20 protein-coding genes are annotated in these 19,862 nt (G+C 63.8%); 12 read left to right on the top strand and 8 right to left on the bottom strand.

Annotated elements, in window-relative coordinates; translation table 11 throughout:
- Positions 1–16: 16 nt before the first annotated feature.
- From CAF53_RS19395 to CAF53_RS19385, 3 genes are all read right to left on the bottom strand, one after another.
- The gene (locus CAF53_RS19395) at positions 17–1,267 is read right to left on the bottom strand and encodes an efflux RND transporter periplasmic adaptor subunit (protein WP_100239262.1); all 1,251 of its coding nucleotides are present in this window, start codon (positions 1,265–1,267) and stop codon (positions 17–19) included.
- A gap of 79 nt (positions 1,268–1,346) precedes the next feature.
- The gene (locus tag CAF53_RS19390) at positions 1,347–1,709 is read right to left on the bottom strand and encodes a hypothetical protein (protein WP_046764213.1); all 363 of its coding nucleotides are present in this window, start codon (positions 1,707–1,709) and stop codon (positions 1,347–1,349) included.
- 365 nt (positions 1,710–2,074) lie between these two features.
- Positions 2,075–2,683 (bottom strand): TetR/AcrR family transcriptional regulator, encoded by a 609-nt coding sequence (locus CAF53_RS19385; protein WP_046764389.1) that lies wholly within the window; start codon positions 2,681–2,683, stop codon positions 2,075–2,077.
- Between the two features lie 100 nt (positions 2,684–2,783).
- Between CAF53_RS19385 and CAF53_RS19380 the strand changes: the two genes are divergently transcribed.
- Complete coding sequence (locus CAF53_RS19380; RefSeq protein WP_046764388.1) at positions 2,784–3,677, top strand: LysR family transcriptional regulator; 894 nt, start codon at positions 2,784–2,786, stop codon at positions 3,675–3,677.
- Between the two features lie 3 nt (positions 3,678–3,680).
- Here the strand turns inward: CAF53_RS19380 and CAF53_RS19375 are convergent, their stop codons facing one another.
- Entirely contained in the window at positions 3,681–4,136 is a 456-nt protein-coding gene (locus CAF53_RS19375; protein ID WP_046764212.1) for a MarR family transcriptional regulator, read from the bottom strand.
- Positions 4,137–4,238: 102 nt separating this feature from the next.
- Here CAF53_RS19375 and hmgA point away from each other — a divergent pair, with 102 nt between their 5' ends.
- The 9 genes from hmgA to CAF53_RS19330 all read left to right on the top strand — a co-directional run bounded on the left by hmgA (position 4,239) and on the right by CAF53_RS19330 (position 13,949).
- Complete coding sequence (gene hmgA / locus CAF53_RS19370; RefSeq protein ID WP_100239568.1) at positions 4,239–5,528, top strand: homogentisate 1,2-dioxygenase; 1,290 nt, start codon at positions 4,239–4,241, stop codon at positions 5,526–5,528.
- Positions 5,525–6,826 (top strand): fumarylacetoacetase, encoded by a 1,302-nt coding sequence (gene fahA, locus CAF53_RS19365; protein WP_046764211.1) that lies wholly within the window; start codon positions 5,525–5,527, stop codon positions 6,824–6,826. The genes hmgA and fahA overlap by 4 nt, the downstream gene beginning before the upstream one ends.
- Positions 6,823–7,191, top strand: coding sequence for a Rieske (2Fe-2S) protein (locus tag CAF53_RS19360; RefSeq protein ID WP_100239567.1), 369 nt, complete (start codon positions 6,823–6,825; stop codon positions 7,189–7,191). Before fahA ends, CAF53_RS19360 begins: the two co-directional genes overlap by 4 nt.
- 120 nt (positions 7,192–7,311) lie before the next feature.
- A complete protein-coding gene (locus tag CAF53_RS19355) occupies positions 7,312–7,791 on the top strand; it encodes a formate dehydrogenase subunit gamma (RefSeq protein WP_046764210.1) in 480 nt (159 codons plus the stop codon).
- Complete coding sequence (locus CAF53_RS19350) at positions 7,788–9,365, top strand: formate dehydrogenase beta subunit (protein ID WP_100239261.1); 1,578 nt, start codon at positions 7,788–7,790, stop codon at positions 9,363–9,365. The genes CAF53_RS19355 and CAF53_RS19350 overlap by 4 nt, the downstream gene beginning before the upstream one ends.
- Complete coding sequence (gene fdhF, locus CAF53_RS19345; RefSeq protein ID WP_100239260.1) at positions 9,362–12,223, top strand: formate dehydrogenase subunit alpha; 2,862 nt, start codon at positions 9,362–9,364, stop codon at positions 12,221–12,223. The genes CAF53_RS19350 and fdhF overlap by 4 nt, the downstream gene beginning before the upstream one ends.
- 10 nt (positions 12,224–12,233) lie before the next feature.
- On the top strand, positions 12,234–12,470 hold the full coding sequence (locus CAF53_RS19340) for a formate dehydrogenase subunit delta (protein WP_100239259.1): 237 nt from the start codon (positions 12,234–12,236) through the stop codon (positions 12,468–12,470).
- Positions 12,467–13,264, top strand: coding sequence for a formate dehydrogenase accessory sulfurtransferase FdhD (gene fdhD / locus CAF53_RS19335; RefSeq protein WP_046764206.1), 798 nt, complete (start codon positions 12,467–12,469; stop codon positions 13,262–13,264). The genes CAF53_RS19340 and fdhD overlap by 4 nt, the downstream gene beginning before the upstream one ends.
- 211 nt (positions 13,265–13,475) lie before the next feature.
- Positions 13,476–13,949 carry a CYTH domain-containing protein gene (locus tag CAF53_RS19330; protein ID WP_046764205.1) on the top strand — a complete coding sequence of 158 codons (474 nt, stop codon included), beginning with the start codon at positions 13,476–13,478 and terminating at the stop codon, positions 13,947–13,949.
- A gap of 102 nt (positions 13,950–14,051) precedes the next feature.
- Here CAF53_RS19330 and CAF53_RS19325 read toward each other — a convergent pair whose 3' ends face one another.
- From CAF53_RS19325 to CAF53_RS19310, 4 genes are all read right to left on the bottom strand, one after another.
- Positions 14,052–14,936 (bottom strand): transporter, encoded by an 885-nt coding sequence (locus CAF53_RS19325; RefSeq protein WP_242443526.1) that lies wholly within the window; start codon positions 14,934–14,936, stop codon positions 14,052–14,054.
- Positions 14,937–15,324: 388 nt separating this feature from the next.
- Positions 15,325–16,125 (bottom strand): hypothetical protein, encoded by an 801-nt coding sequence (locus tag CAF53_RS19320; RefSeq protein WP_100239258.1) that lies wholly within the window; start codon positions 16,123–16,125, stop codon positions 15,325–15,327.
- A 31-nt stretch (positions 16,126–16,156) separates the two neighbouring features.
- Complete coding sequence (locus CAF53_RS19315) at positions 16,157–17,011, bottom strand: TonB-dependent receptor (protein WP_157801305.1); 855 nt, start codon at positions 17,009–17,011, stop codon at positions 16,157–16,159.
- 308 nt (positions 17,012–17,319) lie between these two features.
- Positions 17,320–18,423, bottom strand: a complete 1,104-nt coding sequence (locus CAF53_RS19310) for an endonuclease/exonuclease/phosphatase family protein (protein WP_046764202.1) — start codon at positions 18,421–18,423, stop codon at positions 17,320–17,322.
- A 179-nt stretch (positions 18,424–18,602) separates the two neighbouring features.
- Here CAF53_RS19310 and CAF53_RS19305 point away from each other — a divergent pair, with 179 nt between their 5' ends.
- Positions 18,603–19,490, top strand: a complete 888-nt coding sequence (locus CAF53_RS19305; protein WP_046764201.1) for an iron-containing redox enzyme family protein — start codon at positions 18,603–18,605, stop codon at positions 19,488–19,490.
- A 3-nt stretch (positions 19,491–19,493) separates the two neighbouring features.
- Positions 19,494–19,847 (top strand): response regulator transcription factor, encoded by a 354-nt coding sequence (locus CAF53_RS19300; protein ID WP_100239257.1) that lies wholly within the window; start codon positions 19,494–19,496, stop codon positions 19,845–19,847.
- The last annotated feature ends 15 nt before the right edge of the window (positions 19,848–19,862 follow it).

Genomic DNA, 19,862 nt, shown 5'->3' with positions numbered 1-19,862 from the left:
GGGGAGGAGCTAGAAGTCAGTGCGCGAAGGTTGCCTGCGCGGCGATCGGCGCCGCCGCATCAGCGGGCGCAACCGGGGCCGGGTTTGCCTTGATCGCCGCCGGTCTTGTCGCGACCTTGGCGCCGGGCATAGCCGCCTGGATGTTCGACACGATCACCCGATCACCGGGCGCTAGCCCTGCGCGTATGATGCGCAGCCCGTCGACCACCGGACCCAGCTCCACCGGCTTCGCCGCGACGCTGTCGTCCCGCCCGACCACCAGCACGGTCTTGCGCGCCTGATCGGACTGGATCGCCTCATCCGGAACCAGCAGGGCGTTGACCTTGCCGCCATTGGCCAGCCGCATATTGCCGAACAGCCCCGGCGTCAGGAACATCTCCGGATTGTCGAACAGGGCGCGCACCCGGATCGTGCCCGAACGCGGGTCCAGCCCGTTGTCGGTGAAGTCCAGACGGCCCTTGTGCAGATAATCCGCTTCATCCTGCAACCGCACCTCAACCGCCCCGCCAGCACCCTTGTCGCGCTGCGACTTCAAATACAGCGCCTCGGACGCGTCGAAGTTGAAATAGATGGGATCGAGCTTGTTGACCGTGGTCAGCAATGTCGCGCCCGCCCCTTCGCCCGCGGAGACGAGATTGCCGACATCGACCCGCCGGTCCGAAACGCGCCCTGAAATCGGCGCGCGGACCTGCGTGAACTCCATGTCGAGCGCGCGCTGCCGCTCGCGGGCCTGCGCACCCGCCAGCGCGGCCTGCGCGGCTTGCAGGCGGGACCGCAGGGAGTCGACCTCGCTCGCCGAAACGGCTTCGTCACCGGTCAGGCGCTGGACGCGGCTATAGTCGTTCTGCGCGAGAAGGAGCGCGCTGCGGGCGCTGGCGGTGTTGGCGCGAGCTTCGGCCAGGGCGGCCAGGAAGGGGCGCTGGTCGATCGTGAAGAGCAATTGTCCCGCCTTCACATAGTCGCCGTCCCGGAAGTGGATGGCGGTAACCGAACCGGACACGCGCGGACGGATTTCGACGGTCTGGCTGGGGGCGAACCGGCCGACATAATCGTCCCATTGCGTCACCGCGCGGGACAGGGGGGCGGCGACGCCCACCGTGACCAGCGGCGTGGCGGCGGCCTGCGCCTCGGGCTTGTCGACCAGCTTCCAGGTGACGCCGCCGGCGATGGCGAGCGCGATAGCCGCCAGGGAAACATGGCGCTTTCGCCAGCGGGCAAGGGGCGTTGCCGACTTGGTGTCGACGTCGATGGGGGTATGCATGTTCATGATGTCAGCTCCGCGAAGCTCGGCGATTTCGAAGCGTGCGGCCTTGGTCGCTGGCGCGTGAAACCGAATGAATGAAGATCTAGGCGCGGCGGCCCGCGCTGATGGCGGCCAGCAGGGTTTCAAGCTGGCCTTCGCTGAATCCGGCCCTGAGAAAGGCCTTCAGAAAAGACGGGCGGACGGCATAACCACGATGCCAGGCGTCGACCGCCAGTCGGCGCAGGCTTTCCAGCCGCTTGTTGGCGAGACGGGGATTGGCGCGCTCCCCGAAGATCCAGCTCTTCAGCCGATCCCAGCGATCCGGTGGCCGCAGCGACGACAGTCCGTCGTGGCGTGCGAGCCGGATGATCTGCCATTCGACCGGCGCGAAACCTGCGGTTGCCGTCCTTGCGATGCCAATCGCCCCGCCATCTTCGGCAAGCGTGGCAAGTTGCAGAAATGCCATGGCTGTTCCCCTGTGATTGAGGCAAGATGTGATTGAGGCAAGACCGGGGGATCGGGCCGACATGGTGCCGTCCGCTGCGAGCCATCCCGGCCGAACGTGAAAAAAACCTCTCCGCCGCGCGACCGATCGGCTGCGCGTCAAGCGATAGGATAATGATCAGGCAAGCGACACGCCCTGTTGAGCTGGCCGCCTCAGGTCGTCAATGACGACAGCGTTTTAAAAATGTCCGCATCGGATGACCCCTTCGGTAGAACAGGTCCATTCACTACTGACTGGTATATAATGGGGTGGCGGAAGGCGGTCAAGATATTTTTATACCGATTGGTATTTTTTCGGTATCTATTCCGAAAAAAACCTGATTTCCGTCACTTGCCTGGCCAGACAGCCAGCGTCGTTTCGACGAACTGCTCCAACTGCCCGCGCGACATTCCCGCGCTTGCCTGCACCGCCATGCCCTGCATCACGGTCGACAGATAGGTGGCCAGCGCCTGCGGCGCTATCGTCTCGGGAAAATCCCCCTCGTCGCGCGCGCGTTCCAGCCGGGCCAGAAGCGCGGCGTCCGACGAAGCCCGGCGCGCGATGACCTCGTCCCGGATCGATTCCGCCTGCACCGCACAGGCGACCGTGCTGATGACGCCCAGGCAGCCATGGGGATCGGTCGTACCCGTCTGGATCGCCAGCGACCCGCGCAGCAGCCGCTCGGCAACCCCCTTGGCCGTCGGCGCTTCCAGCGCGGTCGTCATATAGCAGAGCTTGTCGCGCTCATAGAGGTCGAGCGCCTTGCGGAACAGCGATTCCTTGTTGCCGAAACAGGCGTACAGGCTGGGCTTGGTGATACCCATGGCTTCGGTCAGTTCCGCCATGGAAGCGCCTTCATAGCCGCGACGCCAGAAGACGGTGAGCGCGGCGCTCAACGCTTCTTCGGGATCGAACTCCCGCGGGCGGCCCCGCGCTACCTGTGTCTGCGATTCCATACCGAGCGGTATATAGTGAAGCGATGCCCCGACGTCCAGAGCCGCGTTCATGACGAAGGCGGCTTTCATGGGCCACCGCTTTATCCTATCAGCGCATAAGATGCAGACCCGTTTTCTCCAATATTTCCTCGCCCTGGAAAGGGAAGGGCATTTCGCGCGGGCGGCGGCGGCATGTCATGTGTCGCAACCTACGCTGTCGGCGGGCATTTCCGCGCTGGAAGCGCAACTGGGCAAGCGGCTGATCCTGCGCAACCGGCGCTATGCCGGGCTGACCGAGGAGGGACGGGCGATCCTTCCCTGGGCGCGGCAACTGGTGGCGGCGACGGACAATCTGTTGCAGGCGGCGGCGGTCGCCACGGGGCCGTTGCAAGGGGAATTGCGGCTGGGGGCGATCCCCGCGGCCATGCCGGCCATCGGTTTTCTGGTGGAGGCGCTGCTGGAGCGGCATCCGGCGCTGAACATCTCCGTCCGGGCGTTGACTTCGCGCCAGATCGAGCGGGAACTGGCGGCGTTCGAACTGGATGCAGGGCTCACCTACCTGGATTTCGAGCCGCCCTCCCATGCGCTGGCGGTGCCGCTCTATGTCGAGCGCTACATGCTCGTGGCGGCGCGCGGCGTGCTGGATGAAAAGCGGGCGCCGGGCTGGGAGGATGTGGCGCGCCTGCCGCTCTGCCTGCTGCACCAGGGGATGCAGAACCGGCGGATATTGGACGCGCGGCTCGGGGAACGCGAACTGGCGCTGCGTCCGGTCGTGACGGCGGACAGCTATGTCGCGCTGTTCGCCCTGGTGCGACAGGGACGGCTTTGCTCGATCGTGCCGGACAGCCATGCCGTGCTGCTGGACGGGCTGGACTGGGTGCGGACCTTTGCCCTGCCCGAAGCGGATGAAGGCGCCCGGATCGGCGTGATCGTGTCCGACCGCGCGCCACTCGGCCCGCTGGCGCAAGCCGTGCTCGCCGTCGCGCGGGACATCAGCGGCCGGAAGCGCGATTGACGATTACTCGCCGCCTTCCTCGCCCAGCACGATCGCGTCGATCCGGCGGAGCATGGACAGGAAAGCGTCGACCTCCGCCTTGCTGAAATGGGAAAAGACGCGGCTTTCCATCTCCAGCGCCTTGGGCGCGATCGCGGCATGGAGCGCCTTGCCCTCCGCGGTAAGCGCCAGCAGATGGGAACGTCGGTCCTCCGCATGGGGCAGGCGCTCCAGCAGGCCTCGTTCGGTCAGCGCAATGGCGGCGCGGCTGACCGTCACCTTGTCCATCCGGGTCTGGGCGCAGATCTGCTGCTGGGTGATGCTGCCCTTTTCCGCGACCCAGGCGATGATCCGCCATTCGGGGATGGTGATGCCGAACAGCGTTTCATAGCTTTGCGCGATGCTGTCGCTCAACAGCGCGGTGGTGAAGGACAGCCGATAGGGCAGGAAGCTGTCAAGGCGCAGGGCTTTGGTGACCATGGCCAATAGTAACATTTGATACTTCTTCCGCAAGGCGCTATAGTGGTAACAATTGATACCAAATGGGAGCAGCCGGACGTGGACAAGACGATCGATCCGATGATGGCCGGCTTCGGCAATCATTTCGTGACGGAGGCGGTGGCGGGCGCGCTGCCGCAAGGGCGCAACTCGCCGCAGCATGTGCCCTTCGGCCTCTATGCCGAACAGCTTTCCGGCGCGGCCTTCACCGCGCCGCGCGCGGACAACCGGCGAAGCTGGCTCTACCGGCTGCGTCCGGCCGCCAATCATCCCGCCTATCGACCTTATGAAAGCGACACCCTGCTGCGCAGCGGGCCTTTCGACGAAGTGCCGCCGACGCCCAACCGGCTGCGCTGGGACCCGCTGCCGATGCCGCGGCAGGCGACCGATTTCGTCGACGGATTGGTCAGCTATTGCGGCGCGGGCGATCCGGGCGCGGGAGAGGGGCTGGCGGTGCATCTCTATGCCGTGAACCAGTCCATGGAGCGCCGCGCCTTCTATAATGCCGACGGCGAATTGCTGATCGTGCCGCAGCAGGGCGCGTTGCGGATCGTCACGGAAATGGGGGTGATGACAGTCGCGCCGGAGCAGATCGCCCTCATCCCGCGCGGCGTGCGGTTCAAGGTGGAACTGCCCGATGGAAGTGCGCGGGGCTATGTCTGCGAAAATTACGGCGCCCTGTTCCGCCTGCCCGACCTGGGACCGATCGGCTCCAACGGGCTCGCCAACCCGCGCGATTTCGAAAGTCCGGCCGCCTGGTTCGAGGATGATGACAGCCCCCATGAGATCGTCCAGAAATTCGCCGGGCGGCTATGGGTGACGACCCAGGACCATTCGCCCTTCGACGTCGTGGCCTGGCACGGCAATCTGGCGCCCTGCCGCTATGATCTGCGGCTGTTCAACACGATCAATACGGTCAGTTACGACCATCCCGATCCCTCGATCTTCACCGTGCTCACGTCCCCCAGCGGACGGGCAGGGACGGCCAATTGCGATTTCGTGATCTTTCCGCCGCGCTGGATGGTGGCGGAGGATACATTTCGCCCGCCATGGTTTCACCGCAATGTGATGAGCGAGTTCATGGGCCTGATCCACGGCGTCTATGATGCCAAGGCGGGCGGCTTCGCGCCGGGCGGGGCTTCCCTCCACAATTGCATGTCGGGGCACGGACCGGACAAGGCAAGTTATGAGGGCGCCGTCGGGGCGGAGCTGAAACCGCACAGGATCGCCGATACCATGGCCTTCATGTTCGAAAGCCGCTTCGTCTTCCATCCGACGCGGTTCGCGATGGAAACGCCGCTCGGCCAGCTTGATTATGACGATTGCTGGACGGGCTTTCAGAAGGCGCAATTGCCGAAGGGGGATGAGGCATGACTTTTCCGCAGATGGACGAAACCCATGATCCGGCGCGGTCGAGCTGGGTCGGGGGGGCTGATGGGCATCCCGACTTCCCGGTGCAGAACCTGCCCTATGGGATTTTCGCGCCGTTTGGAGGCGAGGTACGGGCCGGGGTGGCGATCGGTGACTGGATATGGGACCTGAAGGGCGCGGCTAAGGCCGGGCTTCTGCCGGAAAAGGCGGCGGCGGCCCTGGGCGGGAGCACGCTCAATGCCCTGATGGCGCTGCCCGCGCAGGACCGGGCGGCGCTGCGCCGGCGGTTGAGCGATCTGCTGAGCGATGCGACGCAGCGGGCCGTCATCGAACCGCTGCTGCATCGCGCGGCGGACTGCGAAATGCACCTGCCCGCCGCGATCGGCGACTATACCGATTTCTATGTCGGCATCCATCACGCCACCAATATCGGCAAGCTGTTCCGGCCCGACAATCCGCTGCTGCCCAATTATAAATATGTGCCGATCGGCTATCATGGGCGGGCGTCGTCGATCCGGCCTTCGGGCGTGCCGGTGGTGCGGCCGAGCGGTCAGCGCAAGGCGCCGGACGCCGACGCGCCGACGGTCGGGCCAAGCCAGCGGCTGGACTATGAGCTGGAACTGGGCATCTGGATCGGCGCGGGCAATGCGCTGGGCGACACCGTGCCGATCGGCGAGGCTGTGGACCATATTGCGGGCTTCTGTCTGCTCAACGACTGGTCGGCGCGCGATTTCCAGGCGTGGGAATATGTGCCCCTGGGGCCGTTCCTCGCCAAGAATTTCCACTCGACCATCTCCCCCTGGGTGGTGACGGCGGAGGCGATGGCGCCCTTCCGCATCGCCCAGCCCGCCCGGCCGGAGGGCGATCCGCAACCCTTGCCCTATCTCTGGGATGAGGACGATCAGGCACGCGGCGCGCTGTCCGTCGATCTGGAAGTCACCCTGTCCAGCGCGGCGATGCGGGAGAGGGGTCTGGCCCCACTGCGCCTGTCGCACGGCCCGGCGTCCAGCATGTACTGGACCGCGCAGCAGATCGTGACCCACCATGCCTCCAACGGTTGCAACCTCAATCCCGGCGACCTGCTGGGAACGGGGACCCTGTCGGCGGCGACGCGGGACGGCTATGGCAGCCTGATGGAACTCACCGAAGGCGGCAAGGTCCGGATCAGCCTGCCGACCGGGGAGGAACGCGCCTTCCTGGAGGATGGCGACGAACTGGCGCTGAAGGCGGTGGCGAAAGCGGACGGTTATGTCTCGATCGGCTTTGGCGAATGCCGCGCGGTGATCGAGCCGGCGCGATGAGCGAGGAGGCGCGGCTGAGCGCCACGCCTGCGGGAGTGCGCCTGGCGGCGCTCGACAACATCGCGGACGGCAGCGCGCGCAATTTCGTCATCCGGATGCGCGCAGGGCGCTTTCATGGCTTTGTCGTGCGCAGGGGAGGGGCGGTGCACGGTTATGTCGATCGCTGCCCGCATATGGGGCTGCCGCTGGCCCAGCGGCTCGACGACTATCTGACGCCCGATGGCGATCTGATCGCCTGTAGCTGGCACGGCGCGCTGTTCGGGATTGGCGACGGCGCCTGCGTCGGCGGGCCTTGCGCGGGGGCGGGGCTGACGCCTTGGCCGGTGAAGGTCGAAGATGGCATGATCGTCACGAGCGAGCGCTGATCCGGCGCGCCATGTTTGATAGATGATTTCTATCAAACATGGCGGCCTTCGATTTGACGCGGGGCGTGGCCGGGCGCAGCATGACGCGCGAAAAGAAAATGCTCGGAAAGAATGAAACGGATGCAGCAGGGTATCGGTGCCGAGGATATGGCGCGGTTGGTGGAGGATTGGGCGAGCGCGCATGGGCGCACGCGCGACAGGCTGTTGCCGCTGCTCCACTGGTTGCAGGAAGAGATAGGCTATGTCGATGACATGGCCGTGCCCGCGATCGCCGCTGCGCTGAACCTGAGCCGTGCCGACGTGCATGGGGTCGTCACCTTCTACCATGATTTCCGGCGGGCGCCTGCCGGGCGGCATGTGGTGAAACTGTGCCGGGCGGAAAGCTGCCAGGCGCGGGGCGGCGCGGCGATGGAGGCGGCGGCGGCCGATCGGCTGGGCGTCGCGATGGGTGAAACCCGGCGTGACGGGCAGGTGACGCTGGAGCCGGTCTATTGCCTGGGGCTTTGCGCGGTCGGGCCGAATGCGCTGGTCGACGGGCGGCCCGTGGCGCGGGTCGATGCCGCCGCGCTGGACCGGATCGCGCGGGAGATTGCGGCATGACGCGTATTTATGTCAGCCGGGACATGGCTTCGGTCGCCCTGGGCGCGGATGCAGTGGCACGCGCGTTCGAAGCGGCCGGGTGCGAGGTCGTGCGCACCGGCAGCCGGGGCCTGTTTTCCATCGAACCACTGGTGGAGGTGGAGCAGGACGGGACGCGGATCGGCTATGGACCGGTCGGGCCGGGCGATGTCGCGGCGGTGCTGGACGGCAGCCATGCGGCGCGGCTGGGCGATGTGGCGGCCTTGCCCTTTTTCGCGGGGCAGCAGCGTTTCACCTTCGCCCGCTGCGGCGTGATCGATCCGCTGGACATGGCGGATTATGCCGCGCATGGCGGCTGGCGCGGGCTGGACGCGGCGCGGGCGATGGCGCCCCAGGCGGTGGTGGATGCGGTCAAGGCTTCGGGCCTGCGCGGGCGTGGCGGGGCCGGCTTTCCGACCGGGATCAAATGGCAGACGGTGCTGGATGCGGCGTCGGATGCGAAGTTCATCGTCTGCAATGCCGATGAAGGCGACAGCGGAACCTTCGCCGACCGGATGCTGATGGAGGGCGATCCCCTCTGCCTGATCGAGGGGATGGCGATCGCCGGGCACGCCGTGGGAGCATATCATGGCTATATCTATATCCGCAGCGAATATCCCTTTGCGATCGCCACCATGCAGGAGGCGATCGAACTGTCCGCCCTGCGCATCGCGCCCTTCACCCTGGAAGTGCGGGTCGGGGCGGGCGCCTATGTCTGCGGCGAGGAAACGGCGCTGCTCGACAGCATCGAGGGCAAGCGCGGACAGGTGCGTGCCAAGCCGCCCCTGCCGGCGCTGGCGGGCCTGTTCGGTCAGCCGACCGTCATCAACAATGTCCTGAGCTTGGCGGCCGTTCCTTTCATCTTGTCTGAAGGGGCGCAGGCCTATGCGGCGGTCGGCTTCGGCCGGTCGCGCGGCACCATGCCGGTACAGCTTGCGGGCAATGTGAAGCATGGCGGCCTCTATGAGATCGGCTTCGGCATCACGCTCGGCGAACTGGTGAACGGCATCGGCGGCGGCACCGCCAGCGGGCGTCCGGTCCGCGCGGTGCAGGTGGGCGGACCTTTGGGCGCCTATTTCCCGCCCTCGATGTTCGACCTGCCCTTCGACTATGAGGCCTTTGCCCAGGCGGGCGGATTGATCGGCCATGCCGGGATCACCGTCTTCGACGACACGGTCGACATGGCCCATATGGCGCGCTTCGCCATGGAATTCTGCGCGGTCGAAAGCTGCGGCAAATGCACCCCTTGCCGAATAGGATCGACGCGCGGGGTCGAGGTCATGGACCGGATCATCGCCGCCCGCAACACCACTCCGCCACCGGCCGATCCTCCCGTCGGACCCTTTCTGAAAAAGGCGCTCAATTCGCGATCACCTTCGCGGATCAACACCGGACCGGAAGCGCAAACCGCTCTGCTCCGCGACCTGTGCGACACGATGAAATACGGATCGCTCTGCGCTCTGGGCGGCTTCACACCTTATCCGGTGTTGAGCGCACTCGACCATTTCCCCGAGGATTTTGGGGCTCCGGCTCCGGTGAAGGAAGCTGCGGAATGACCTATACGCGCGAAACCGATCATGGGACGCCACCCGCCATTGCCACGGGCAAGAGCGTGACCCTGACCATCGATGGCGACACGGTAACGATGCCGGAGGGCACGTCGATCATGCGCGCGGCGTCATTCACCGGCTGCTCGATCCCCAAGCTCTGCGCGACCGACAATGTGGAGAGTTTCGGTTCCTGCCGTCTCTGCCTGGTCGAGGTGGAAGGCCGCAACGGCTACCCCGCTTCCTGCACCACGCCGATTGCCGAGGGCATGGTGGTCCGCACGCAGAGCGAACGGCTGAAGCAGCTTCGGCGTGGGGTGATGGAACTCTATATCTCCGACCATCCGCTCGACTGCCTGACCTGCCCGGCCAATGGCGATTGCGAGTTGCAGGATCAGGCCGGGGCGGTGGGGTTGCGTGATGTCCGCTACGGCTATGACGGCGCCACCAATATGGGACAGGCGAAGGACCAGTCGAACCCCTATTTCGATTTCGATCCGAGCAAGTGCATCGTCTGTTCGCGCTGCGTGCGCGCCTGCGACGAGGTGCAGGGGACATTCGCGCTGACCATCGAGGGGCGCGGCTTCGACTCCAAGGTCTCGCCAAGCCAGGGGCAGGATTTCCTGTCGTCCGAATGCGTGTCCTGCGGCGCCTGCGTCCAGGCTTGCCCGACCGCGACGCTGACCGAGAAGAAGGTGGTGGAGGTCGGGACGCCGGATCGGGCGGTCGTCACCACCTGCGCCTATTGCGGTGTCGGCTGCACCTTCCGCGCAGAGATGCGGGGCGAGGAACTGGTTCGCATGGTGCCGTGGAAGGACGGCAAGGCCAATCGCGGGCATAGCTGCGTCAAGGGCCGCTTCGCCTGGGGCTATGCCCAGCATCGCGACCGCATCCTGAACCCGATGATCCGCGCGTCGGTGGAGGAACCCTGGCGCGAGGTGTCGTGGGAGGAGGCGATTGCCCATACCGCCAGCGAGTTCAAACGCATCCAGTCGAAATACGGGACGCGGAGCATCGGCGGGATCACGTCGAGCCGTTGCACCAATGAGGAGACGTTCCTCGTCCAGAAGCTGATCCGCCAGGGGTTCGGCAACAACAATGTCGATACCTGCGCGCGCGTCTGCCACTCTCCGACGGGCTATGGGTTGAAGACGACCTTCGGCACTTCGGCGGGAACGCAGGATTTCGACAGCGTGATGCAGGCCGATGTCATCCTGGTGATCGGCGCGAACCCGACGGACGGGCATCCCGTCTTCGCCAGCCGGATGAAGAAGCGGCTGCGGCCCAAAGATGGAAAACCGGGCGCGAAGCTCATCGTCATCGATCCGCGCCGGATCGATCTGGTGAAATCACCCCATGTGGAGGCCGATCATCATCTGCCGCTGCGGCCCGGCACCAACGTCGCCATGCTGACGGCGATGGCGCATGTGATCGTCACGGAAAATCTCTTCGATGAAGCCTTTATCCGGGAACGTTGCGACTGGGATGAATTCATGGACTGGGCAGCCTTTGTGGCAGAGCCCAGCCGTTCGCCCGAAGCGATCGAGCCGCTGACCGGCGTGAAGGCGGAGGAAGTGCGCGCGGCAGCCCGACTCTATGCGACCGGCGGTAATGGCGCGATCTATTATGGTCTGGGCGTCACCGAGCACAGCCAGGGCAGTTCGACCGTGATGGCGATCGCCAATCTGGCGATGGCGACCGGCAATGTCGGGCGCGAGGGCGTAGGCGTGAACCCCCTGCGCGGGCAGAATAATGTGCAGGGCGCCTGCGACATGGGCAGCTTCCCGCATGAATTTTCCGGCTATCGCCATGTCTCCGACGATACGACTCGGTCGATGTTCGAAAAGGCCTGGGGCGTGGCGCTCGATGCCGAGCCGGGCCTGCGCATCCCCAATATGCTGGATGCTGCAACCGACGGAACGTTCAAGGGCATCTTCATCCAGGGTGAGGATATTCTTCAGTCCGACCCCAACACCCATCATGTCGCGGCGGGCCTTGCGGCGATGGAATGCGTGGTCGTGCAGGATTTGTTTCTGAACGAAACCGCCAACTATGCCCATGTCTTCCTGCCGGGCTCGACCTTCCTGGAGAAGGATGGGACCTTCACCAATGCCGAACGGCGTATCCAGCGCGTGCGCAAGGTGATGGCGCCGATCAACGGTTATGCGGACTGGGAGATCGTGCAGTTGGTGGCCAACGCCATGGGCCTTGGCTGGACCTACGACCACCCCTCCCAGATCATGGACGAGATCGCCGCGCTGACCCCGACCTTCGCGGGCGTGCATTATGACCGGCTAGACGTGGAAGGATCGTTGCAATGGCCGGCCAATGAGGCTGCGCCGGACGGGACGCCGACCATGCATATCGACGGTTTCGTGCGCGGCAAGGGCAAGTTCGTCGTCACCGACTATGTGCCGACCGACGAGAAGACGGGGCCGCGCTTCCCGCTGCTGCTGACCACCGGGCGTATCCTCAGCCAATATAATGTCGGCGCACAGACACGACGGACGGCGAACGAAGCCTGGCATTCGGAGGACCGGCTGGAAATCCACCCTACCGATGCGGAGAATCGGGGGATCAAGGATGGCGACTGGGTGTCGCTCAGGAGCCGGGCAGGCGAAACGAGCCTGCGCGCGCTGATCACGGAGCGGGTGGCGCCGGGCGTTGTCTATACGACCTTCCACCATCCCGATACGCAGGCCAATGTCATCACCACGGACTATTCGGATTGGGCCACAAACTGCCCCGAATATAAGGTGACGGCCGTGCAGGTCATGCCCTCCAACGGACCGAGCGACTGGCAGCGCGACTATGCCGAACAGGCGCGGCACAGCAGGCGGATTGCGCCGTTGGAAGCAGCCGAATAGGATCGGGCGCATGAGCGATGAAAATCATGTCATGTCGACCGAGGATCGACTGATCTACATGGTCAACCAGATCGCGCGCAATGTCGCGGCACTAGGCGAGGAGGCGGCGGTGACGACGACCGCTGACCATATCCGGGATTTCTGGGATCCGGCCATGAAACAGCATATTCTGGCATTGACGCGGACCCGGCCGGAACAATTTTCGGCGATTGCGGCGGCTGCCGTCGGCCGGATCTCGGTCCCTTGACGCAACCGGCCTTTCCATTCACGCAGTTGAAGCCGAACGGCGGGGGCGGGCCCGTGACCCGCGAACTGGCGGAGGAGGTGCCGGTCGCGATCGAATTCAACGGCATCGGTTATGCCGTATTGATGGCGACCCCCACGGATGTCGAAGAATTGGTGCTGGGTTTTGCGCTTGCGGAGCGGTTGATAGGTCGGGAGGATGCGCCGTTCGATGTCGACGCCTATCCTATGGAGCACGGCATCGTTGCGCGTGCGACCTTGCCGGAAGGGCGAACGGAAGCATTGCTGAGCCGGGTACGCCATCGGGCATCGGAGTCCTCCTGCGGGATTTGCGGGGTCGAGAATCTGGAGCAGGCGATCCGGCCCCTGCCGTCCGTGACGACGCGATCGCGCGCTGACGGAGCTGCGATATTCCGGGCGCTGGAGCATCTCAAGGATTTCCAGCCGCTCAACGCGCGAACCGGCGCAGCCCATGCGGCAGCATTGGCGACGGCCGAAGGGACGATCCTGCTGGCCCGAGAGGATGTCGGAAGGCATAATGCCTTCGACAAGCTGATCGGGGCGATGTGGCGTCGAGGGCTCGATTGGCAGGGCGGCTTTGCATTGCTGTCTTCGCGCTGTTCCTATGAGCTGGTCGAGAAGGCGGTATTGGCCGACTGTCCGTTGCTGGTGACGATTTCCGCACCGACGCGGTTGGCAGCGGAGCGGGCGGCTTCGGCAGGCTTGCCGCTGGTGGTATTGGCGCGGCCCGATGCGGTTTTGGCGAGCAATGCCTGGGTGTGTGCAGACGGATCTTGAACCGGATCGCTCTCTTTCTTTTACCGCGATTTCGTGCCCGTCGGATGATTTCGATCGCATGGAAAGCGCTCATGTTGGGCGTCAAGCCATCATGACCGGCTTTGAGGGATGAATGCTCGTCCGGGTGCGACGGATGGACTCGCATTGATTGCGGGAATAAATTAACGTGGATCAGTTCGCCACCTGACGGCGATCCTCCGATGGAACGCCCATGTCAGTTGAAATCGAGCGGAAGTTTCTCGTCGTCGACGATGCATGGCGCGCCAGCGCCGATGCCGGTCGTCGTTTGCGCCAGGGATATGTCGCGCATGACGGCCATGGGAGCGTTCGCGTCCGGATTTGCGGCGACAGGGGCTGGCTCGCCGTCAAGAGCGCGCGTGCGGGGCTGGCTAGGGATGAATTCGAATATGAAATACCGCTCGCCGATGCCAGGGACATGCTCGACCGGCTGTGCGTCAGCGAGGTGATCGAGAAGGTCCGTTATCGCGTCGTCCACGATGGAATGACCTGGGAAGTGGACGTGTTCGATGGACCGGTGGAAGGACTGATATTGGCGGAGGTTGAAATGCGTTCGGTCGACCAGCGGTTCGATCTGCCCGACTGGGTGGGGGCCGAAGTGACCGACGATCCCCGTTTCCGCAATTCTGCCATTGCTCAAATGGCCATGGTGATGGCGGAGGCCTGAAGCCGGCGATCGGCGCCTCCTACTCGGAACCTTATCTGGTCGGACCGGTCGGAATGCGGAAGTGATCGTCCCGATCCGTCTCGGAAAAGGCGTCGAATCGCGCTATTGGCGCATGAAGCCCATCCAGCGCAGCACCCAATAGGTGATCCCCGCAGCACCCGTCGCGATCATGCTGGCCACCAACGTCCCATGCGCGCCCTGGGCAAGCGGCATGCCGCCGGTGTTCATGCCGAATATACCGGTCACCAGCGTAGCGGGAAGCATCAGCGCGGTGATGATCGAGAGGATATAGAGATTCTGGTTGGTCCTTTGCGCGGCCTGAATGTCGACCTCGTCGCGCAGCAGCCGCAACTGGCCCTGTACTTCCAATATGTCGGCATCCAGCGATTGCAGCCGCTGCACCAGCTTCTCCACGATCGGCCGCAGATGGGCGGGCAATTCCTCATCCTCCTCCAGCCGCTGGAACACGCCGCGCATGCCGGACAGCAGGCCGTGTATCTGTGCCAGCCGGCGACGGATCAGAACGAGATCGCGGGCGGCTGGCGGATGGTGCCCATCCAGAAAGGCGTCCTCCGCCTGTCGGACATCATTGCTCAGGGATCGGGCAATGTCGGAGATGTTGCTGGTGATCGCGCTTACCAGCAGGTCCAGTGCCTGCGCCGGGCCGGTCGCGACATTGACCCGTTCCAGCCGATGGCGGGCGATGTCGGCGGACCGCAGCGGGTGCAGCCGTGTCGTCAGCATCAGCGTAGGCGCCAGCGCGATCCGCAGTGCGCCGATCCTCTGCGTGTCCGCGACATCGAAATCGCGTTCGAAATCGTGCAACACGCAACCGATGCGGTCCCCGTCCACCAGCGCACGCTGATGCGTCTCCGAAGCGAGCAGCAATTCGCGAATCTGGGCCGAAAGGGCCGGATGTTCGGCGATCCACAGCCTTGTGCCATGATCCGCCAGATTGAGGTGGAGCCAACGGAAGTGACCCGTCATTTCCGCATCGCAGCCGCCGACCGGGCTGGTTGCGCCATCAGACGAAAAGTCCAGACCCCAGATGAGGCCAGGTCCAATGCCCTGGATGGGCACCGGAATCCGGAACAGCGGATCTTGTGCTTCCGTCGTAAACCTCCCTCAGCCGAAGATCTGCAAGACGGTCGGAAAGGGCGATCCAGGCACGACGGAAAGTCCGTCACGTCGATCGCGAGGACATGTATTCATGCGAGTCGTCCTTTCCGCCGGGCGAAAGGGCATTGGTAATCCCGGTCCATGACAGCCTGGTTGCGTCGTCGAACTGGCGGAGAATAACCCGGCGCGATCCATCTTGTCGGGTGGACCCGGTTGCTTGGCTGCCGTCGATGATCCTTTCCCGCCGCCAATCACTCTAATCGCGCGGGATTTCGCTTGCGATCATTTCGCTTTTCGCGCGGTCGATCGACCAGAGGCGCCCGCCACGCACGGGGTCCCAATCGATCGCCTGGCCTGGCGTCGCAATTCCGACGGTGCGGCGCAGTTCCAGGACCGATCCCGCTTCGGGCAAAGCCAGCTCATACATTTCCGGACGGTCATGCCCGGTCACATATAGCCTGCCATCCTTGCTCCAGCTTGCGCCCGAACAGCTATAAGGCGCGAAACGGACCAAGACTTCCGCCGGAAAGGTCCAGGCCGCTTCCTGGCGGAAGGCGTCGTCCATGCGAACCAGCAATGTGTAGCGTGTGTCGCGCCCCGGCTCTCCACCCTTGCCGGCATAATTGGCGAATACCGCCCACCATTTGCCGTCATGCCGATCAAGCACCGTCAGTGATCCGGGGCCGAAGCCCAGGCTGACCGTTCGCAGATGACGCAATGTCGTCGTGTCGAAAAACTCGATCGCGCTGGTCTGCGGCACGGCGGGATAGTTGGACGCGGCGCATACCAGTTTCCGCCCGGCTACGGTACAACTGTTCATGTGGGGGAACAGCCGTCGCTCGCCCTTCCACTGCGCTACGCGCTTGCCGGTATCGATGCGATATTTGCCGATCCTGTCATTGTCGATGGCATAGGCGAAGGTGCCATCCGACGCGGCGCCCTGATTGGCTTCGGGCGCGGGCAGGCGCAAGCTCACAGGAGCGACTGGTAGAGAACCCGCTTCCTGCGCGAGGGTGGGCGCGGATAGGCTCAGACCGGCGAGCAGAAGCCATTTCATATATCGTCCTCCATCGAAATGCCGGCTGCTTCTACCAGCTGCAGCCGACATTCAGCATCAGCCCGCGCGCATGATCGGTCGCAGGGGCAATTCCGGAAAGGTCGTGGCGCAACAATTTATCGCCGGCGAGTTGACTTAAATCCGTCAAGCGCAGCGAGACGTTGAGCGGCATGCGATCAAATCCGGCAATCTCGTACCGCAGCGCGCCTTCGATATGCATCGGCCCCCTCGATCCCGCGGCCTCGTGTAGCAGCGCAGCTTGGCTGCTTCTGGTGCCGCTCAGCGATGCGCTCCAGGGCCCACTGCTCCAACCGGCCTGGACCGTCATACCCTGTTCGGTGGCGCGGCCGCCTTCCGTCCGGTTAAGCTGTGTCGCACCATAGCGCATCGACCAGTGCCACCGTGACGACAGGCGATGGCGGATGCTGATGGTGGCGCCTTGAAGATTGGCCGAGCCGCCGTTGACCGGCAGATATCCACGGTCGATAAACAGCATCCGATTATCGATGCGCCCCTGAAAAGCCGTCACGGCCAGGTCGAGGTCCGTGGACGGTCGCCATTCGGCATCGAAACGAAGGCGGCTGTGCCGTTCGGGCCGGAAATTGCGCGACCATGCCCGAAATTCCTCCCTCGTCATCGCCATCGGCCCGGTCCGGCCGGTCTCGCCATAGCCGGTCAAGCTTTCCCTATAGTCGATCATCAGGTCGACGTTCGCCTTAGGGCTCCAGATGACGGTCGCGCGTGGCATGAACCAGTCGCGCATGCGAAGGCGCTCATCATTGTCCAGCGAAGTGGCATTGGCGACGCGATTACTAAGCTTCATGCCCTGAAACCCCGCCCTTGCGGTCAGCTGCGCCGTCAGCGGGATCCGATCTTCAAAGGTCATCAGGACCATTCGGCTTTGGGGTACGACATCGGTGGAAACCGGTTCATCCCTTCCGCCCAGCCGGTCTCCACTGAACCGCTGCTTTTTACGCCGGAAAACCATCGTCATTTCATGGGATCGATCGTCGACGAGGACCTTTTCCAGTCGGTAAAATCGCGAACGCATGTTCCTGTCGTTCAGGGTGCGCGAAATGGGGCGTAGTGGACCTGGCTTAAGGGAAAAGGTAGCGTTCATATCGCCGCTCTGTGCCTCGGCGGTTCCGCCAAGCAACAGGAGCGGCGCGGCGAGCCCGCAATACCGGCCGCGCATCAAAGGGCTCCCGGCTGACGAGTCCCGCCGCGCTCGGCAAGGTGGATCCTTTCATGCCTTCCCTGCGGGGCATAATCGATCACATAACCAAAATGATCGGACAGCGGTTCGCCGCCCACTTCGTTGCCGAAGGGCACCAGTGCGCTCGCAACGGACATGGCAGCGCCGCTTGTGTCGCGGGCGAACAGCCAATCCTTGCCGTGCCGAGCGGCGTGAAGCAGGTCCCTCTGCATATCACCCTTGCCCGCCAAGCTTTGTGCAAGCGCCTGGCTTGCACCATCCAGAGCCGGGGTGACGAAGGAGAAACCGGATCGCTTGAAGCCGGTAAAGAAGCTGGTCCGGCGTTGTAGGTCGCCACCGATATTCATATCGCCGCCCAGGATCATGGCTTGTCCCCGCGGCACGTGCCGGACAACGAAGCGTGCCATCAGATCGACCTGCCGTACAAAGGCTTGTTGCGATCGCGCGACAGGCACCATGGCCGCCGAGCGCGCGTTCAGATGAGCATTGATGATGCTGACCCGTCCGATACCAGGGACGTCCAGATGGGCGATCAACACGCCTTTGTTGGCTAGGCAATCAAAACCGGCGCAGGCAAAGTCGGGGAAGGCCATCCGATCAATCCCAAGGACCGGATAATCCGACAGGATCATGAGACCGCTGTTCAACGGCTTGCCCATATTTTCGCCCCGGTCCCAGCGGCCATCCTCGATATAGTGCCGGTCCGCATCGTCCATGGTCGTGGCTGTGCGCAGGGCTGTATCGGGACCCATGATGACATGCCGGTAACCGGCCATTGCGGCCACCTCTGCGGCCTGGGAGGAGAAAACCTCCTGCATCAGGACGATGTGCGGCTGCTGCGCGGCGCGACGCATCGCCGCCAACCGCTGGCCGATCCGATCCAGCGCGCCGGCCCGGTCGAGCGCGACCGGCCAGGGCAGACCCTTGATATTATATGTCATGACCGACAGCACATTGTCTCCCGGTACGCCCGTCGCGGTTTCTGCCGCGCCCGCCTGGTCCTTCAGTCCCATCCGGCCAGTACCGATAGGCGCGAGTGCCGCCAAAAGCGCGAACAGCAATGCGAAGAATGTCTTGAACATGGTGCTCCCCCCGGATTTGAAGGGCGGCTACCGCAATATTGGGTCATCGTGATTTCGATCGTGTGGCACTATTATGAACAGCGAGCCGACGTCCGAGACTTGATCACGATCAATATGTTTTTGCGGAACGACTTTCGGTTCACGGGGATTTCTTAGCCACGCATATAAAGGAACCCGTCTTGGCCACTCTATGGAATTCGCTCCAATCGCAGTTTCTTCAACAGGACTTTCAGGAAGAGCTGAGCAGATGGAACCGGAAGCGGTTGGCGCCGAACTTCCCGGATGAATTGACGGCGGCCAGGTTCGAAGCCGACCGGCGTATGCAGCGTCTGGAACATGGCTTCATAGAAGAGTTGCGCCGAGAGGTCGCGGATGAGGCGACTGAGGCTCCTACGGACCCCGACGGCTTTATCGAATGGTTCGAAGAACTGAGAAACAGTGGCCCCGGCCAACAGGATCGTTTGTTCCCCTGGCTGGCCGACCAAGCCTCGATCAATGATATTCGCTGGTTTTTGGGACAGGAAGCCGCCGGCGAGGCTGGGTTCGATGATCTGGTGGCGATGACCCAGGTGAAGTTGCCCGATAAAGCAAAATTGGAGTTGGCCCGCAATTATTGGGACGAGATGGGGCGGGGCAATGTCCGGGGCATGCACGGCCCCATGCTCGGCCAACTGGTCGATATTCTTGGCCTTGACATTCGTATCGAACGGACCGTGTGGGAAAGCCTCGCGCTCGCCAACGCAATGACGGCCATGGCTAGCTCACGCTTCTTTGCCTGGCATAGCGTCGGCGCACTTGGCGTTATCGAATTGACGGCGCCGGCCCGGTCCGCCCATACAGCATGTGCGCTGCGCCGTATCGGGCTGACGGCGAGTCAACGGCGCTATTTCGATTTGCATGCCGTCCTCGACATCAAGCATAGCCGCGACTGGAACGACGAAGCCATCAAACCATTGGTGGCCGAGGATTCACGCCGTGCGAAAGCCATTGCGGAAGGCGCCTTGATCCGTCTGCGATGCGGCGAGCGTTGCTTCGCCCGCTACCGCGCCCATTTCGGGCTGGCCTGAGTGATGCCAGGGCAACCCACCATATTGCTGGTTGAAGATGACGCCGCCCTGGGCGCGCTCATCACCGACATGCTCGAAGATGCGCATTATGCGGTGGATGGACCATATAGCAGCCTTAGCGATGCCGTCGCGGCGGTTGCCATGCATTTTCCCTGGGCCGCCATACTCGACATCCATCTACACGACGGGGATGTCGCTCTGTTGGCGGACGACTTGGAGCAATATGATATTCCATTCCTGTTCTGCTCAGGTGCCTGCGGTGGACCGGTCGTCAATGCACACCCCCAAGCGCCTGTCGTTCCGAGAATGGAAATGGTCCGGGCCTTGATCCCCACGCTCGAAAAGATCGTGCATTAGCGCCGCTCAGCCATT

The sequence above is a fragment of the Sphingobium sp. LB126 genome, from assembly GCF_002795205.1.
Lineage (GTDB): Bacteria > Pseudomonadota > Alphaproteobacteria > Sphingomonadales > Sphingomonadaceae > Sphingobium > Sphingobium chungbukense.
This window is presented reverse-complemented; position numbering and strand designations above follow the sequence as displayed.

What these genes read in the sequence shown, in the direction of transcription:
- CAF53_RS19395 (WP_100239262.1), bottom strand. Translation starts at nt 1,267, where the DNA reads ATGAACATGCATACCCCCATCGACGTCGACACCAAGTCGGCAACGCCC.
- CAF53_RS19390 (WP_046764213.1), bottom strand. Translation starts at nt 1,709, where the DNA reads ATGGCATTTCTGCAACTTGCCACGCTTGCCGAAGATGGCGGGGCGATT.
- CAF53_RS19385 (WP_046764389.1), bottom strand. Translation starts at nt 2,683, where the DNA reads ATGGAATCGCAGACACAGGTAGCGCGGGGCCGCCCGCGGGAGTTCGAT.
- CAF53_RS19380 (WP_046764388.1), top strand. Translation starts at nt 2,784, where the DNA reads ATGCAGACCCGTTTTCTCCAATATTTCCTCGCCCTGGAAAGGGAAGGG.
- CAF53_RS19375 (WP_046764212.1), bottom strand. Translation starts at nt 4,136, where the DNA reads ATGGTCACCAAAGCCCTGCGCCTTGACAGCTTCCTGCCCTATCGGCTG.
- hmgA (WP_100239568.1), top strand. Translation starts at nt 4,239, where the DNA reads ATGGCCGGCTTCGGCAATCATTTCGTGACGGAGGCGGTGGCGGGCGCG.
- fahA (WP_046764211.1), top strand. Translation starts at nt 5,525, where the DNA reads ATGACTTTTCCGCAGATGGACGAAACCCATGATCCGGCGCGGTCGAGC.
- CAF53_RS19360 (WP_100239567.1), top strand. Translation starts at nt 6,823, where the DNA reads ATGAGCGAGGAGGCGCGGCTGAGCGCCACGCCTGCGGGAGTGCGCCTG.
- CAF53_RS19355 (WP_046764210.1), top strand. Translation starts at nt 7,312, where the DNA reads ATGCAGCAGGGTATCGGTGCCGAGGATATGGCGCGGTTGGTGGAGGAT.
- CAF53_RS19350 (WP_100239261.1), top strand. Translation starts at nt 7,788, where the DNA reads ATGACGCGTATTTATGTCAGCCGGGACATGGCTTCGGTCGCCCTGGGC.
- fdhF (WP_100239260.1), top strand. Translation starts at nt 9,362, where the DNA reads ATGACCTATACGCGCGAAACCGATCATGGGACGCCACCCGCCATTGCC.
- CAF53_RS19340 (WP_100239259.1), top strand. Translation starts at nt 12,234, where the DNA reads ATGAGCGATGAAAATCATGTCATGTCGACCGAGGATCGACTGATCTAC.
- CAF53_RS19330 (WP_046764205.1), top strand. Translation starts at nt 13,476, where the DNA reads ATGTCAGTTGAAATCGAGCGGAAGTTTCTCGTCGTCGACGATGCATGG.
- CAF53_RS19325 (WP_242443526.1), bottom strand. Translation starts at nt 14,936, where the DNA reads ATGACGGGTCACTTCCGTTGGCTCCACCTCAATCTGGCGGATCATGGC.
- CAF53_RS19320 (WP_100239258.1), bottom strand. Translation starts at nt 16,125, where the DNA reads ATGAAATGGCTTCTGCTCGCCGGTCTGAGCCTATCCGCGCCCACCCTC.
- CAF53_RS19315 (WP_157801305.1), bottom strand. Translation starts at nt 17,011, where the DNA reads ATGACCTTTGAAGATCGGATCCCGCTGACGGCGCAGCTGACCGCAAGG.
- CAF53_RS19310 (WP_046764202.1), bottom strand. Translation starts at nt 18,423, where the DNA reads ATGTTCAAGACATTCTTCGCATTGCTGTTCGCGCTTTTGGCGGCACTC.
- CAF53_RS19300 (WP_100239257.1), top strand. Translation starts at nt 19,494, where the DNA reads ATGCCAGGGCAACCCACCATATTGCTGGTTGAAGATGACGCCGCCCTG.